We start from the raw sequence: 14,622 nt of genomic DNA on the forward strand, positions 1-14,622 counted from the left end.
TTGACTAGCTTTTTCACTTGAATCTGAGGCCTTTTGGATAATAATTTTTTAAAACATTTCCAGTAACTTTTGCAAAGCCCAGACCGTTTCCTTGAACCACAACTTGATACCAGCCATTTGGTAGACTTTCAGCTAGCTGAACTGTTTCCCCAGCCACATATTTTACAAAGTCCTTATCATTGATTTCGACACTTTGTTTTACTTGGCTTGGTTTCAAGGCTAATCCGAGAGCAAAGCTTGGTTCGAAGCGTTTCTTCTTAAAAGTACCCAGATGGAGCCCATTTCGGGCAATTTTGAGTTTCCCTAGATTAGGTAGCATCTCTGGCAAGAGATAGAGCTGGTCTCCAAAAGTTTGCAAGATACCAGTTAGATTGACTCGCAAGTATTTTTGAACAAAATCATGCCACAAGTTCTGCTGTTCCCGACTGAGATTGCTTTTGCTAGCTTTGAATTTAGGTGCGGGATTTTGTCCCTTAAACTGCAGGTGGGCAACAAACTGGCCTTCTCCCTTGAAATGATGAGGATACATCCGCGCCGTTTCAGGAAGGTTAATTCCTGCTACCATACCGTTCACATGCTCGACTGGAAGCAGTTCAAAATCATAAGTATCCAGTAACCAGTGGACGATTTCTTCATTTTCTTCAGGTGCCCAAGTACAGGTAGAATAGACCAAACTGCCACCTTCTGCAAGCATGGTCACTGCATCTTCTAAAATTTCTCTTTGAAGACTAGCACATTGGCTAGGATAATCGGTACTCCAATAATCCATGGCATCGGGCTGCTTACGAAACATCCCTTCACCCGAGCAAGGTGCATCAAGGACAATCACATCAAAGTAACCTTTAAAAACCTTGGCCAAGCGGTCAGCAGATTCATTAGTCACAACAACGTTTGTAGCTCCAAATCGCTCCATATTTTCCACTAAAATTTTAGCACGCTTGCTTGAAATTTCGTTGGAGACAAGGACTCCTTGATTAGCCAGATAAGCTGCTAGTTGAGTGGATTTTCCACCTGGAGCCGCCGCCAAGTCCAAGACCTTCATGCCAGGAATTGGTTGAGCCACCTGGGCTACCATTTGGGCTGCAGGCTCTTGCGAATACACGAGACCGGTCGCGTGCTCTGGTGACTTTCCAGAAACCTTACCATAATGTCCCCAAAGTGTATTTGGAATAGCATCTGCAAACGATAACTGACTTTCTTTTAAGGGATTGACCCGAAAAGCCGAAACTGCTTCTTGTTTAAAAGAGGCAAGAAAGTCTCTTGCCTCGTCTTCTAGTATCGCCTCATATTTTTCAACAAATCCTTCTGGAAATTGCATTTAGTTCTCTTTCCTTTCGTAGATATAAGACTGAATCTCCTCTTGCATCTCGATTGGCACCATCATGACAGGCTGACGCGTTTTAAAATCAGCGGGCTCACCTGATACCGTAAGAAGACGATAACCCAGACTTTCCCCTAAGATACTGGCCGCAGCGTAATCCCATGGTTGTAAGTAGGTAATATAAGTCAACAGACGACCAGACAAAACCTTGGCAAAACTAATGGCCGCACTGCCATATACACGGACACCCAACGCTGCTCGGCCCAAATCTGCCAAACCCCACTCATTGCTTTCAAACATACCTGAGTTACCGGCAACTAAAAATTCTTGAAGAGGCTTCTTTTTAAAAGGGGGTAAGGGCTCATTATTGCGACAAGGAGGAAAGGCACCACCACCATAGTAACAATCGCCTTTCATGACATCATAGATAATGCCAAATTTGCCCACACCATTCTCAAAATAAGCCAACATAACGGCAAAATCTTCCTGCTGGGCGACAAAGTTATTGGTACCGTCAATGGGATCAATCACCCAAACAGAACCTTGACCGACTGCAGCACGTAAACAGCCCTCTTCCGCGCAAATCAAATCCTCAGGATAGGTGGACTTGATCCGATCAACCAAGAGTTCCTGGACCTCCTTGTCCAAACGTGTCACCAAGTCAGTAGGGGAAGACTTGCGCTCAACCTGCAAATCTTCTTTCATGTGAGCCAAAATATAGTCCGCAGCTTCCTGCACAATCTGTTTGGCAAATTCAAATTTAGTTTCCAAGAGAAATCTTCCCTTCTCTTTTTTCTTTTGCTAATTGAACTGCATGATAGAAGGAATAACCGCTAGCCGTCTCAAATTCGCGACCTAGGCGCTTTTCTTCACTTTTGCTCGGGACAACAGACTTAAATTCCTTATAGGAATCTAACAGTTTTTTTGCTTCTACCTTATCTTCATAAGCAGCTTCAACATCATTAAAAAAAGAAAGCACTGAAGCAAGTTCTTCAGTGCTCCACGACAAATCTAGTGGGTAACTATACTGTTTGTTCATCTATCCAATACCAGCTCTCAATGTTGCTTCTTTCAATTCTTGTTTACGGTAACTACGAGGGAGAAAAGCACGAATCTCATCTTCATTAAAACCGATCTGCATGCGTTTGGTATCTATAATAATTGGACGACGCAAAAGACTAGGATATTGCTCAATCAACTGAAGCAACTCCGATACCGAAATACTCTCTACATCAATATCCAATTTTTGGAAAATTTTTGAACGAGTTGAAATGATGTCATCAGTACCATTTTCGGTCAAGGAAAGAATGTGTTGCAATTCTTTTCTTGTTAAAGGACTGGTCATAATATTATGCTCTTGAAAGGGCACTTTATGCGTCTCTAACCAGGCCTTTGCCTTACGACATGATGTACAGCTCGGTGATAAAAATAGTGTAATCATGCTTTTCTCTTCTTTATCTAAACTTTGCTGTTTCTATTATACAAAAAAATAAGGCGCTTGGCTAGCTATTTTGGGAAAAAAAGCCTATTTTTTCATAGAAAATAGGCTTTTTCTGATAGAATTTGAAGGCTTTACAAATTTATCTTTAGGATAACCTATCAATAAAAATGAAAGCGATTAGATTCTCTCATTATTTATTAAAAGTAGAGAATGTTATCTACTATTTTCTTAAAGCTTTGACAAGAAGGAAACTGAATATTCCTTCATACAAAACAAAGAAAAGTACAAAGGCATGAAGAAAGAAAATCTCTGGTAAAATCAGAATAACTCGATCCTTTGCTGGATCAAAAAGCCAAGTATCATCTCCCCAAAAGAGAATCTGATGGAAAAGCGTAAAAAATTGCTCGAACCCAATCAACACTCCTACAAGCCCAATGGCGAGAGGCAATAGCACTAGGGTCAGGATACTTTTACGATATAGTGCTAAAAAGCCTTTTTTGACAATCTTTTTAACAAAGAAATAGAAACTTGGAAGTGTCACCAAAGTGACCAGCTGAACCAAGTGGAAGAGATTCTTCACCACCGCAAAGTGGTGTAAACCAGCCGCTGACGAACGGAAATCTGGCATCTCTAAGACCTGACTAAAGGGATTGGTCAGGTAATTCATCAAGATATGAAAATTGTACTGAATGGTTTCGGGCTTTAGATAGACTCGATCCGCTAAGTTCAGCCACTGAATCTCCATGGGATAGAAAATCCATGCCAGATAAATGGTTAAGAGAATAGAAATGGAAAGGAGAAAGAGCATACTTCCCCAAAAAGTCAGTTTAGTTCTCATCAAAATTCCACTCCGCAAGGCTAGACACCACATGAGTTGGTGCGATTGGCAGGTCCGCTACTTCTTCTGCCTTGGTAAAACCTGTCGTCACCAAGAGCGTTGGAATACCATTGTCAATCCCTGCTCGGATATCTGTCAGGTAGTTGTCCCCAACCATAAGCAATTCTTCTCTTTTCAAACCCAAGTGCTCAACCGCCTTGTCCATGATGATGGCATTCGGCTTTCCGATATAAACCGGTTTGACCCGTGTTGCCACTTCAAGCAGGGTTACCAGTGAACCAGCTCCTGGCAAGAGACCACGTTCCGTCGGGATATTGAGGTCTGGATTGGTTCCGATAAAGTGGGCACCCTTTTGAATGGCTAGAGTTGCTGTCGCAAATTTTTCATAGTCGACTTGCCAGTCCAGTCCAACTACCACATAGGCTGGGTTTTCCTTGTCTTCGACATAACCAGCTGCCTGAATGGCATCCTTGAGTCCTGCTTCTCCGATGACATAGACCGTCTTTTCCAGTCCCAAGTCATTCATATAGTCGATGGTTGCCAAAGTTGCCGTGTAGACAGTTGATAGAGGCGTGTTGATATTAAAATTCTGAGCCAACATCTCTTGAACACTCTCAGGAGTACGAGTTGTATTATTGGTCACAAAGAGATAGGGAATTTCTCTTTTTTGTAACTCATGGACAAAAGCCTCACCCGCCGGAATCCGGTCTTTTCCCTTGTAAATGGTTCCGTCTAAATCAATTAAATAACCTTTATATGTCATCTCTCTTTAGTCCTTTTTTATTTCTTGCCAAGTAATCATAGCTTGGGCATTGATCTCACCATCACTGATAATCTGATGCTTGCTTTCTAGTCCCTTGAGTTCATAAGCTGAGGCAATCATGCCACCTGGCCGCACTTCTTTGACATACTTGAGATTGATTTTCTTTGGAATATAGTTGGTTAGAAAATCGGCCCCCATGACCTCAAAAATCCAATCTAGGTATTTACTATTATTGACATGACCATTCATATCCAAATCGTAAAAACGAACATGGTAGTCTTTACTGATAGGATCTTCTAGATTTGCATACTTCGGCCCACGGATCAGTTTTTTATCAAATTCTGACTGGTAAGGCGCAACAATCTCAGGCTCGACTCCATGAACTTTTCGACTATCGCGATCCATGAGAACAAAGGTTGCCATCATGCGAATCATTTCTTGACCTGCTTCATCGTAGAGAGTGAAGCGACGATAGCAAAAGAGACGATTGTAGCTCAAGGCTTCCGTTTCAATCGTAATCTCCTCAGCAAAGCGAGGCAAACGTACCACGTCAATCTCATAATCTGTGATAATCCAGACCAGATTGTAGCGTTCCAAGACGTCCTTGTCACTGACTCCCAGCTCAATCGATTGCATACCTGATACTTGCAGGGACAGCAAAATCACATCTGGCAGCTTGATATGACCGTTCATGTCCGCCATATCAAAAGGAATTTTCATTTTCATCTGATAAGTTAAGCCCATTGTTCTACTCCAAAATAAATCGTTCTGCTACAGTGTCTCCCAGGAAGAGACCCCTCTTTGTCATTCGGACGCGATCACCATCAATCTGCATAAGACCTTGTTGAACCAAGTCTCTGATGATTTTTCCATATAGTTCATCAAAGGACCGTCCAAATTTTTCCTCAAATCGCGCCATGGAAACCCCAGATTTCTTGCGGAGTCCCAAAAACATTTCTTCTTCCATCTGCTCCTTTTGACTCAGGTGTTCTTCTGTTATCCGAGCATTTCCTGCCTCTACCGCATTGAGATAGTGGCGGATAGGACCGTGGTTTTTATAACGTACCCCGTTCACATAACCTGACGCACCCGCACCGATACCATAATATTCAGCATTGTCCCAGTACATGAGATTGTGACGACTTTCAAAGCCAGGCTTAGAGAAATTGGAAATCTCATAATGCTCAAAACCAGCTCGCTCAAGCTCTGTAATGATGTATTCAAACATTTCAGCTTCTAGCTCCTCCTTAGGCAGGGGCAATTTCCCTCGACGCATACGGTTCATAAAGACCGTATGGTTTTCCAAAATCAAGCTATAAAGGCTCATATGAGGAATGTCAAGCGAGATAGCCTTAGCTACATTGTCCTTGACCTGAGCCATAGTTTGACCGGGTAGAGCATAAATCAAGTCAATGGAGATATTGTCAAAACCAGCCAATTTAAGACGGTCGATATTTTCATAAATATCCTTCTCCAAATGACTACGCCCAATCTTTTTCAGCATTTTGTCATCAAAGGTCTGCACACCTAGAGAGACACGATTGACTGGCGACTGTTTCAAAACCGCAATCTTATCCTCGTCCAAATCTCCTGGATTGGCTTCAATGGTTAATTCTTCTAAGACCGACAAGTCCAAGTTTTTATTCAAGCCATCCAGAAGCACTTCTAATTGCGGAGCTGACAAAGCCGTTGGCGTCCCACCTCCAATGTAGAGAGTTCGCAATTTTTGGATATCATAAGAACGAAACTCTTCTAGCAGATGCTCCAAATAACTATCTACTGGTTGATTCTTGATAAAAACTTTTGAAAAGTCACAATAATAACAAATCTGTGTGCAAAAGGGAATATGCACATAGGCTGACGTTGGTTTTTTCTGCATAGTATTTATTATACCACAAAGACTGGTTTCCAGATAAAAATCACCATCTCCAGAACCAGAGATGGTGATGTTTTATTCTTCTGTAATATCAATAATAATCTCTTCTTCGTCTTCTACGATATCTGGAGTTGCTGACTGTTCTTGCCATTGCTCCTTGAGATTGTTAAAGGTTTCTTTTGATGCTTCTGTCGCTTGTCGTGCACATGTTTTGGCTTGATCAAGGACACTGTCAAAAGTAATTTCACCAGATTCTACTTGTTCTTTTGTTTTCAGCACAAAGTCCGTTGCCTGTTCCTTCACTTCTGTCAGTTTCTCACAGACTTGCTCTTTGGCATATTCTGGATCTTCTCTCAAATCATCTAGAAAATCTTGAGCTTGACTGCAAACTTGCTTGCCCTTGTCACTGGTTAAGAACAAGGCCAGAGCTGCACCTGAAACAGTTCCTAAAAGGATAGAGGATAGTTTTCCCATGAGATTTCTCCTTATTTATTTTTTGAAAAATTTACTTGCAACACGGAGTGCAGATAATCCAGCACCCGTCTTAAGTGTTTTTGATCCAGCTGATGAAGCTTTCTTGCTCAAGACACGCGCTTGGCTATTGAGGTCAGATACTGACTCAGACAAGTCAGCCACCGCCGTAAAGAGTGGATCAATCGTCGCAACCTTAACATTGATATCGTCAACCAAGACATTAACTTTTACCAACAATTCATTGGTATGATGTAAAGTAACATCTACATCTGAAGACAAGGTTTTGATAGTTTTCTCCGTCTCATCAATCATTCGACCTGCTTTTTGAATGGTAATCGTCAGATAGACTAAACAAACAATCAAAGCAATGGCAACAAGAATATAAGCAACTTCTAACATTTAGTTTTCCTCCTCAGTATGATAGAAAGGGGCTTTCTTTCGATTTTGATAAAGTATGATAAAAATACCGAGTCCGATAAGGACAACTGATAACCATTGGGAAACTCGCAAACCAAAGAACATGAGGCTGTCTGTCCGCATCCCTTCGATAATCATACGACCAAAGCCATACCAAATCAAGTAGAAAGCAGTGATATGACCACGTCTGATTCCCTTTAATTTTCGTCTAAAAATCAGAATCAAAGCAAATCCAATCAGATTCCAAACCGACTCATATAAGAAGGTCGGCTGACGGTAGCTACCATCAATGTACATTTGGTCACGAATGAAGCCTGGCAAATAATCCAGACTATCTACTGCTGCACCGTAGGCTTCTTGGTTAAAGAAATTTCCCCAGCGGCCTAAACTTTGGGCAATCAGAACGCTCGGCGCCGCAATATCTAAAAAGTCCCAAGTATTGATGAGTTTTCTATCCGCAAAGATATAGAGTACAATAGCTCCAGCTATCAAACCACCATAAATGGCTAAACCACCATTCCAGATGGCGATCACATCACCTGGATTTTGAAGATAGTAATCTAAGCGGAAGAGTACATAGTAAAGTCTGGCACCTAAAATTGCAATAGGAAAGGCAATTAAGATGAAATCTAGAATGTCATCTGACAAAATCTTCTTTTTAGGAGCTTCTTTCATGGCAAGATAGACTGCCAAGACCAAGCCTGCCACAATACATAGGGCATACCAACGAATGGAAAAAGGTCCGATTTCAAATGCAACTGGATTAATCATGTTTCACCTCATTTTGAGCGATCAGATTTGTCAAACGTTCTTCAAATAAACGTGTCGCATCAAAGCCCATTTCCTTAGCACGATAGTTCATTGCTGCCGCCTCAATAACAACAGAGATATTGCGTCCTGTTTTTACCGGGATGCGGATACGTGGAATAGCTACACCAGAAACTTCTAATTCTTCTGCATTGTTTCCTAGACGGTCAAAAGTCTTATGGGTATCGTAATTTTCCAAATAGACAGCTAGTTGAACTTGTGAAGAATCTTTTACAGCACTTGCTCCATAGAGACTCATAACATCGATAATCCCAACTCCACGAATCTCAAGCAGATGCCTTAAAATTTCAGCTGGTTCTCCCCAAAGAGTCATCTCATCCTTAGAATAAATATCGACACGGTCATCCGCTACTAGACGATGGCCACGCTTCACGAGTTCTAGACCTGTCTCACTCTTACCGATACCACTATCCCCTTGGATCAAGACTCCCATGCCATAGATATCCATCAAAACACCATGTACACTGGTACGTTTAGCTAAACGGGAATCAAGATAACTAGATAACTCTCCAGACAAACGGCTGGTTGCTGTTCGACTGGTCAAAATCGCAATCTTACATTCTCTAGCAGCCTTCAACATTTCTTCTGGAACTACCAAACCACGAGCTACGATGACCGCTGGTGTTTCTGGCAGAAACATTTTTTTCAAAACTTGATAACGGTTTTGAGAAGGCATACTAACCAAATAGGACCACTCCTTCATCCCCAAAAGTTGGATCCGTTCTGGAGTGTAGTAATCAAAATAGCCCGTCATTTCAAGACCAGGTCTCGTAATGTCCGCTGTGTTGATTTCTTTTTCAAGCAATTCGCCTTCGCCATATACAATATCTAGTCTGAGCTTTTCAATTACTTCTCTTACTAAAACCGACATAATTTCCTCCTTCAATCGAGTTCTCCTTACTATTATATCAAATTGTAGTTGGAAGTTTCCTTTTTTTGCAGGATTTACAGTATTTATTTAAAAATAAAAAGACTAGACAAGTCTAGCCTTTCATTTCAAATTAGAATTTTTTACGTTTACGAGCTGCTTCTGATTTACGTTTACGTTTTACAGAAGGTTTTTCATAGAATTCACGTTTGCGTGTTTCTTGAAGAGTACCAGCTTTAGTAACCGCACGTTTGAAACGACGAAGTGCATCGTCAAGAGATTCATTCTTACGTACTACTGTTTTAGACATTTTTTTCACTCCCTTCAAGTTCAAGATCTATTCTATTTTACATGCAAAATGAATAAATGTCAAGAGGAAACCTACATTTAATCCTATTTCTCAGTCCATTAATGACTTTCTTGCTTATACTTTATCAAATCTAGTAATTTTTACATCAAATCGTACAACTTTGTTACTGCTTGTTCAAAAGGCTCAATATATTCCCAATATTCATCAGGAAGATTCGAAATCTTACTCAAGTCATTGCTATCAAAATGATATACCAGATGACGAAGAATTTGATTTTCAATAAAATGCAAATCCCTCATCTGATCTATACTAATAGAATCAAGATTTTCTATGTAGCGACATAAATCAGCCAGCGACTGCGTATCAAATATATTTTCCTCATGTAAATAATAGAGAAAACTTTGGTTTTCGGCTCGTATATTGTCTTTTATCAGATCATTTTCTAATAGCATACTTTCATTCTCTTCTTGTATATCATAAAATAGTAAAAATTGAACCTAACTAGGTCTAGTTGTTCTACAAATCTATTATACCACTTCTTCTATTGACTTATGAAAGCTATAAAAACCACTCACTCCAAAGAGCAAGTGGTTGCAAATTTATTTTTCAAGTAAGCTTAACGCTTCTGCATCTGCAATGATGGTCACATCAGGGTGGTTTTGTAGGCTACTTGCTGGTAGACTTTCAGTTACTGGGCCTGACACTGTTCCAGCAATGGCTTCTGCTTTTGACTCACCATAAGCAAAGAGAAGGATAGACTTGGCATCCAAGATGTTTTTAATTCCCATTGAAATGGCTTGGGTTGGGACATCTTCAATCTTGTCAAAGAAGCGAGCATTGGCTTCGATGGTAGACTGGTCAAGTTCGACTAGATGCGTTTGGCTATCAAATGGAGTTCCTGGCTCGTTAAAGCCGATATGTCCATTGCGACCAATTCCCAAGATTTGCAAATCAACTGGATGGTCAGCCAAAATTTGATTGTAGCGTTCTACTTCTGCTTCTGCATTGTCCTTAACCCCACGAGGCAAGAAACTTTCTTTAAATGGTTTTTGGTTGAACAAGTTTTCTTGCATGAAGTAACGGTAAGACTGCGGATTGTCCCCATCAAGCCCTACATACTCATCAAGGTTGACACTGGTTAGATTTGAAAAATCAAGGTCACTCTCAACGATTTCCTTGTAAAATTCAAGCGGGCTACTTCCTGTCGCAAGTCCTAACGTTTGAGCACCATTGGCCAATTTTTCCTTCAAAATCTCAAAAGCTACTTTTCCACCTTCGATTTGGTTTTCAACTTTAATAACTTTCATCTTTTCATCCTCCATTTTAATCTATATTTATTATATGGTATAGACCAATTTTTGTCAAGTGAAAACGATTTATTTTCCAAAAAAAGAGCGTCCAAACTTGAAACGTGTTATAATGGATAAGATTAGAAGTTAGAAAGAATGATGAAAAAATGAATACAGCTGATTTTGATTTCCACTTACCTGAGGAATTGATTGCTCAAACACCCCTTGAAAAGCGAGATGCCTCCAAACTCCTCATCGTCAATCGTGAGACGGGAGAATTTCAGGATAAACACTTCCACTCTATTATTGATATGTTGGAACCAGGTGACGCCCTTGTCATGAACGACACCCGTGTTCTCCCAGCCCGCCTCTATGGTCAAAAGGAAGAAACTGGAGGCCATGTGGAGCTTCTCCTTCTTAAAAATACTGCTGGTGATGAGTGGGAGGTCCTAGCTAAACCTGCCAAACGCCTCAAGGTCGGTACTCGCGTCAGCTTTGGAGATGGTCGTCTCAGTGCTATCGTTACAGAAGAATTGACCCACGGAGGCCGTATTGTCCGCTTTGAATACCAGGGAATTTTCCTAGAAGTCTTGGAAAGTCTGGGTGAAATGCCACTGCCGCCTTATATCCATGAAAAACTGGATGATCGCGAACGTTATCAAACGGTCTACGCTAAAGAAAGTGGCTCTGCTGCTGCACCGACTGCTGGCCTCCACTTCACCAAAGAACTGCTAGCAGAAATCCAAGCCAAGGGTGTCCATTTGGTTTATTTGACCCTCCATGTCGGACTCGGAACCTTTAGACCTGTCTCTGTTGACAATCTGGACGAACATGAAATGCACTCAGAGTTCTACCAACTTTCTGATGAAGCAGCAGCCACCCTTCGCTCAGTCAAGGAAAATGGAGGCCGTGTCATCGCTGTAGGAACTACTTCGATCCGCACACTGGAAACCATCGGCTCTAAGTTTGACGGACAAATCCAAGCAGATTCTGGCTGGACCAATATCTTTATCAAACCTGGTTACGAGTGGAAGGTTGTAGACGCCTTCTCAACCAACTTCCACCTTCCAAAATCAACTCTGGTTATGCTAGTTTCAGCCTTTGCTGGTCGGGACTTAGTCCTAGATGCTTACCACCATGCCATCCAAGAACACTACCGCTTCTTTAGCTTTGGTGATGCTATGTTTATCTATTAAGAAAATCCCTATTAGGAAACCTAATAGGGATTTTTCTAATTATTCCATACTAAACTTTGGATCCTTCAAACTCTGCACACTGGCATTGATAACTGCTCCGATAATTAAAATCTTTGCGATGAGAATAAACCAGAACATCATGACTACCACAATAATGGAACTGAAGAATCGAACATCGACCAGATGATTGACATAGTTATTGAAATAGACAGAAAAGATATTCAACAGAAAGACAAGAGTCAGCAAAACGAAGATACTACCAGGAAAAACGTAGCGAATACGAGGGACTCTAACGTTTGGAAGGAAATAGTAGAGCATGACCAAGATTGCAAAGAGCAAGGCATAAATCAAAGGGCCTGTAAAGTCCTGTAGATAATCAAAGAAAGGACTGTCTGATTGCCAGTAAGTTTTGAGGAGGTTGAGCAACATACGTCCAAACATACTCAAAAATAAGGCTAAGGCAAAAAGAATTTGCAAGCCAAAGCTGACGAGTAAACTCATCAATTGATGGGAGATAATTCCTCGGCTCTTGGCCACTCCATATGCCTTATTAAAAGCCTTTTGGAGAAAATCCATCGATTTAGAGAAGGTCCAAAGAGCAGATAAGACTGCAAAACTCAGCAAACCAGTCGATGGTTGAGTCAGGACTTCTCGGACAATCTTTGCGACCACATCATAGACTGTATCTGGTACAAATTCCTTGATGGTGAGCAAAAAATTTGAAATCGGAATTTGAAAGTAGGGCAAAATATTGACCACTATCATCAGCAAAGGAAAGATTGAAATCAACCAATAGTAGGCAACCGCAACACTGGTCAGTTCACTATCGGAAGCTTGATAAAAATGTAAAAAAGCTTTCAACAAGGGCCGTTCCATCAGCTCTTTCCACCACTTTTTCATGTTGCGATCCTCCTAATACACTTTGATTTTCTAAACTAATTTCTTCTGACTAATTCCATCATATCATAGGGTAGGGTATTTGCGGCTTCTTTTAGAGAATAATTTTCAAGATTGTTGACATTTTGCCGTAATTTCTTGGCATACTTGGTCGTAATCAATTTCTTCTCTTCGTATTCAAAGATTAACTTACGTTCTAGGTAGTAACCTCTTAGCATTTCATCGATATTGTTAGGTTTGATACGAGTAATAACACGTTCGACAAAGGCCCCACTACCGATAATAGCTGTTTCACGCAAGCGAGACTCCTGCATAAAGCTGATCAGACTACTCTTGTAGATTCCTTTTAGGTTTTCCAAACTTTCGATAATCAACTCCGTATTCTCCAGATAAAGTTCGGATATTTGATCATAATCAATGGCTCGAAGGCGACGTTGCTCCTTGTCATTCCAACTACGGAAGGTCTGGCCAAAGGTCAGCAATTCATGCAGGACAAAACGCAAGATACGGAGGGATACAAGGAAGTAATATGTTAGGCGGGAAGCCACCTTGCGATTGATGCTCTGTTCCATATTTTTCAAATAGCGTTGGTAAACTTGATAACCACGCTCACCGATTTTCCCTTCCTCGTAAGCCTGCTCCAAACCATCGCTTTCGATACTCAAGATGAGGAGTTTTAAAGCCTCCCAGTCCTCTTGGGCGCTTCTATTTTCTTGACTAAGAATTAGGTTTTCAATTCGACCGTGATAATTATCAATAGCCGCATAAAGGGGTAGTTTGTTCTTATGCCCTTCCAATTCTTTTTCTAACTCTCCTGTGACCTCATTTAAAATTGCAATGTGCATGAGGTAATCCTTGGTTTTTTCTTGCTCCTCGGAAAGGTGGGGAAGAACTAAGAGACCTGTTAGAAAGCTTAATAGCGTGACACCTGCTACAAGGAAAAGTAAGAGGGGATACTCCTGCTCTAGATTACTAGGTATGAGAAGAATAGTTGCAATAGAGACTGTTCCTTTTACACCAGAGAAGGTCAAAAGAAACATATCCTTCATGTAATTACGAAGATTTTTCTTAAGCCGTCGAGTTCTCCAAATATAGAAGCCATAAATCATGACAAAGCGAATGGCAAAAAGTAAAAGTGTCAGTAAAACAACCGATACCAATAAGAGTAGGGGATTATAAAGGGGATTGGTCAGGATAGGTTCTGCTATCATTTCCAATTCCATTCCCAAAATGACAAAGACAGAACCATTGAGCATAAAGGTCACGGTATGCCAAACAGTATCAGTAACGGTATCTACTTGGGCTTCGAGGAGTGTAATTTTCTTGAAACGACTGGCCTTCAAAATCCCTGCAACTACAACTGCGATAATCCCTGAAACATGTATTTCTTCGGCGATAAAAAAGGTCATAAGAGGCAAACTCAGTTCAAGTAAAAGTTCACTCGCTATATCCGTCGCTCGCACACTCAGTAAAAATGTATGTAGGAAACGATTGATCATTGCCGTCACAAAACCGACCGCAAAACCACCAAGGATAGAAAGCGCTAGGGAAGTTCCAGCCTGACTGAGGGAAAAAGCGCCTGTTGTCCATGCAGCCAGAGCCACCCGAAAGGCAACCAAGCCAGAAGCATCATTTAAAAGTCCTTCTCCTTTGAGGATATTGGATACCCGCTTTGGGAAACTAAAACGCTCAGACAGAGAAGCAAAAGCAACTAAATCCGTCGGACCAAGCGCTGCCCCAACAGCCACGCAGGCAGCTAAAGGAAGTGTCATCCAAAGGAAATGAGCCAAGGATCCCAAACTCAGGGTAGAGATGAAAATCACTGGAAAAATTAAATAAACAATGATACGCCAGTGTTTTAAAACAGATGTAATATCTGCTTCTTGAGCTTCACGAAAGAGTAGGGGACCAATAACAACTGCCAAAAACAGCTCGGTATTGAGATGAAAGTCAGTATTTGGCAAAAAGAGACCAATGCCAATTCCCAAAAGGATTTGTACTAGGGGAAGGGGCAAAAAAGGCAAGAGTTTATTAGTCGTACTGGAAACAATTAAGACAAATAAAAATAGAATCAGGTAAATGAGTAATTCCACGCAATTCCTCC

18 protein-coding genes are annotated in these 14,622 nt (G+C 41.0%); 1 reads left to right on the top strand and 17 read right to left on the bottom strand.

Translation table 11 applies throughout. The features are described 5' to 3' along the window. Nucleotides 1–13: 13 nt before the first annotated feature. The 15 genes from P8P68_RS03575 to P8P68_RS03645 all read right to left on the bottom strand — a co-directional run bounded on the left by P8P68_RS03575 (nucleotide 14) and on the right by P8P68_RS03645 (nucleotide 10,443). Entirely contained in the window at nucleotides 14–1,318 is a 1,305-nt protein-coding gene (locus tag P8P68_RS03575; protein WP_278276183.1) for an RsmF rRNA methyltransferase first C-terminal domain-containing protein, read from the bottom strand. Then, entirely contained in the window at nucleotides 1,319–2,092 is a 774-nt protein-coding gene (locus P8P68_RS03580; protein WP_268700026.1) for an inositol monophosphatase family protein, read from the bottom strand. It lies immediately after the preceding gene. Then, on the bottom strand, nucleotides 2,082–2,360 hold the full coding sequence (locus P8P68_RS03585) for a UPF0223 family protein (RefSeq protein ID WP_001041959.1): 279 nt from the start codon (nucleotides 2,358–2,360) through the stop codon (nucleotides 2,082–2,084). The genes P8P68_RS03580 and P8P68_RS03585 overlap by 11 nt, the downstream gene beginning before the upstream one ends. Continuing rightward, complete coding sequence (locus tag P8P68_RS03590) at nucleotides 2,361–2,762, bottom strand: Spx/MgsR family RNA polymerase-binding regulatory protein (RefSeq protein ID WP_000631261.1); 402 nt, start codon at nucleotides 2,760–2,762, stop codon at nucleotides 2,361–2,363. Between the two features lie 220 nt (nucleotides 2,763–2,982). Further along, nucleotides 2,983–3,600, bottom strand: a complete 618-nt coding sequence (locus P8P68_RS03595; protein ID WP_278276184.1) for a TIGR01906 family membrane protein — start codon at nucleotides 3,598–3,600, stop codon at nucleotides 2,983–2,985. Then, nucleotides 3,590–4,363 (bottom strand): TIGR01457 family HAD-type hydrolase, encoded by a 774-nt coding sequence (locus P8P68_RS03600; protein ID WP_278276185.1) that lies wholly within the window; start codon nucleotides 4,361–4,363, stop codon nucleotides 3,590–3,592. The genes P8P68_RS03595 and P8P68_RS03600 overlap by 11 nt, the downstream gene beginning before the upstream one ends. Before the next feature lie 6 nt (nucleotides 4,364–4,369). Continuing rightward, nucleotides 4,370–5,107, bottom strand: coding sequence for an acyl-[acyl-carrier-protein] thioesterase (locus P8P68_RS03605; protein ID WP_278276186.1), 738 nt, complete (start codon nucleotides 5,105–5,107; stop codon nucleotides 4,370–4,372). Between the two features lie 4 nt (nucleotides 5,108–5,111). Then, nucleotides 5,112–6,242 carry a radical SAM family heme chaperone HemW gene (gene hemW / locus P8P68_RS03610; RefSeq protein ID WP_278276187.1) on the bottom strand — a complete coding sequence of 377 codons (1,131 nt, stop codon included), beginning with the start codon at nucleotides 6,240–6,242 and terminating at the stop codon, nucleotides 5,112–5,114. A gap of 72 nt (nucleotides 6,243–6,314) precedes the next feature. After that, on the bottom strand, nucleotides 6,315–6,713 hold the full coding sequence (locus P8P68_RS03615) for a YtxH domain-containing protein (protein WP_084937595.1): 399 nt from the start codon (nucleotides 6,711–6,713) through the stop codon (nucleotides 6,315–6,317). 15 nt (nucleotides 6,714–6,728) lie between these two features. Further along, on the bottom strand, nucleotides 6,729–7,112 hold the full coding sequence (locus tag P8P68_RS03620; RefSeq protein WP_049538298.1) for a DUF948 domain-containing protein: 384 nt from the start codon (nucleotides 7,110–7,112) through the stop codon (nucleotides 6,729–6,731). Next, entirely contained in the window at nucleotides 7,113–7,901 is a 789-nt protein-coding gene (gene lgt / locus P8P68_RS03625; RefSeq protein WP_278276188.1) for a prolipoprotein diacylglyceryl transferase, read from the bottom strand. Further along, the gene (gene hprK / locus P8P68_RS03630) at nucleotides 7,894–8,829 is read right to left on the bottom strand and encodes an HPr(Ser) kinase/phosphatase (RefSeq protein ID WP_000115193.1); all 936 of its coding nucleotides are present in this window, start codon (nucleotides 8,827–8,829) and stop codon (nucleotides 7,894–7,896) included. The genes lgt and hprK overlap by 8 nt, the downstream gene beginning before the upstream one ends. Before the next feature lie 130 nt (nucleotides 8,830–8,959). After that, nucleotides 8,960–9,136, bottom strand: coding sequence for a 30S ribosomal protein S21 (gene rpsU / locus P8P68_RS03635; RefSeq protein ID WP_000048054.1), 177 nt, complete (start codon nucleotides 9,134–9,136; stop codon nucleotides 8,960–8,962). Nucleotides 9,137–9,276: 140 nt separating this feature from the next. Further along, the gene (locus P8P68_RS03640; protein ID WP_278276189.1) at nucleotides 9,277–9,588 is read right to left on the bottom strand and encodes a hypothetical protein; all 312 of its coding nucleotides are present in this window, start codon (nucleotides 9,586–9,588) and stop codon (nucleotides 9,277–9,279) included. A gap of 147 nt (nucleotides 9,589–9,735) precedes the next feature. After that, a complete protein-coding gene (locus P8P68_RS03645; RefSeq protein ID WP_000864592.1) occupies nucleotides 9,736–10,443 on the bottom strand; it encodes a glucosamine-6-phosphate deaminase in 708 nt (235 codons plus the stop codon). Nucleotides 10,444–10,592: 149 nt separating this feature from the next. Between P8P68_RS03645 and queA the strand changes: the two genes are divergently transcribed. Continuing rightward, nucleotides 10,593–11,621, top strand: a complete 1,029-nt coding sequence (gene queA, locus P8P68_RS03650) for a tRNA preQ1(34) S-adenosylmethionine ribosyltransferase-isomerase QueA (RefSeq protein WP_278276190.1) — start codon at nucleotides 10,593–10,595, stop codon at nucleotides 11,619–11,621. Nucleotides 11,622–11,660: 39 nt separating this feature from the next. Here queA and P8P68_RS03655 read toward each other — a convergent pair whose 3' ends face one another. Beyond that, nucleotides 11,661–12,521 carry a YihY/virulence factor BrkB family protein gene (locus P8P68_RS03655; RefSeq protein WP_268705038.1) on the bottom strand — a complete coding sequence of 287 codons (861 nt, stop codon included), beginning with the start codon at nucleotides 12,519–12,521 and terminating at the stop codon, nucleotides 11,661–11,663. Nucleotides 12,522–12,556: 35 nt separating this feature from the next. After that, a complete protein-coding gene (locus tag P8P68_RS03660) occupies nucleotides 12,557–14,611 on the bottom strand; it encodes a sodium:proton antiporter (RefSeq protein ID WP_278276191.1) in 2,055 nt (684 codons plus the stop codon). Nucleotides 14,612–14,622 lie beyond the last annotated feature (11 nt).

The organism is Streptococcus sp. D7B5, assembly GCF_029691405.1.
Classification (GTDB): Bacteria; Bacillota; Bacilli; order Lactobacillales; family Streptococcaceae; genus Streptococcus.

Excerpts from the sequence above, each read along its gene's own strand:
- P8P68_RS03575 (WP_278276183.1), bottom strand. The coding sequence starts at position 1,318 with ATGCAATTTCCAGAAGGATTTGTTGAAAAATATGAGGCGATACTAGAA.
- P8P68_RS03585 (WP_001041959.1), bottom strand. The coding sequence starts at position 2,360 with ATGAACAAACAGTATAGTTACCCACTAGATTTGTCGTGGAGCACTGAA.
- P8P68_RS03590 (WP_000631261.1), bottom strand. The coding sequence starts at position 2,762 with ATGATTACACTATTTTTATCACCGAGCTGTACATCATGTCGTAAGGCA.
- P8P68_RS03595 (WP_278276184.1), bottom strand. The coding sequence starts at position 3,600 with ATGAGAACTAAACTGACTTTTTGGGGAAGTATGCTCTTTCTCCTTTCC.
- P8P68_RS03600 (WP_278276185.1), bottom strand. The coding sequence starts at position 4,363 with ATGACATATAAAGGTTATTTAATTGATTTAGACGGAACCATTTACAAG.
- P8P68_RS03605 (WP_278276186.1), bottom strand. The coding sequence starts at position 5,107 with ATGGGCTTAACTTATCAGATGAAAATGAAAATTCCTTTTGATATGGCG.
- hemW (WP_278276187.1), bottom strand. The coding sequence starts at position 6,242 with ATGCAGAAAAAACCAACGTCAGCCTATGTGCATATTCCCTTTTGCACA.
- P8P68_RS03615 (WP_084937595.1), bottom strand. The coding sequence starts at position 6,713 with ATGGGAAAACTATCCTCTATCCTTTTAGGAACTGTTTCAGGTGCAGCT.
- P8P68_RS03620 (WP_049538298.1), bottom strand. The coding sequence starts at position 7,112 with ATGTTAGAAGTTGCTTATATTCTTGTTGCCATTGCTTTGATTGTTTGT.
- lgt (WP_278276188.1), bottom strand. The coding sequence starts at position 7,901 with ATGATTAATCCAGTTGCATTTGAAATCGGACCTTTTTCCATTCGTTGG.
- hprK (WP_000115193.1), bottom strand. The coding sequence starts at position 8,829 with ATGTCGGTTTTAGTAAGAGAAGTAATTGAAAAGCTCAGACTAGATATT.
- rpsU (WP_000048054.1), bottom strand. The coding sequence starts at position 9,136 with ATGTCTAAAACAGTAGTACGTAAGAATGAATCTCTTGACGATGCACTT.
- P8P68_RS03640 (WP_278276189.1), bottom strand. The coding sequence starts at position 9,588 with ATGCTATTAGAAAATGATCTGATAAAAGACAATATACGAGCCGAAAAC.
- P8P68_RS03645 (WP_000864592.1), bottom strand. The coding sequence starts at position 10,443 with ATGAAAGTTATTAAAGTTGAAAACCAAATCGAAGGTGGAAAAGTAGCT.
- queA (WP_278276190.1), top strand. The coding sequence starts at position 10,593 with ATGAATACAGCTGATTTTGATTTCCACTTACCTGAGGAATTGATTGCT.
- P8P68_RS03655 (WP_268705038.1), bottom strand. The coding sequence starts at position 12,521 with ATGAAAAAGTGGTGGAAAGAGCTGATGGAACGGCCCTTGTTGAAAGCT.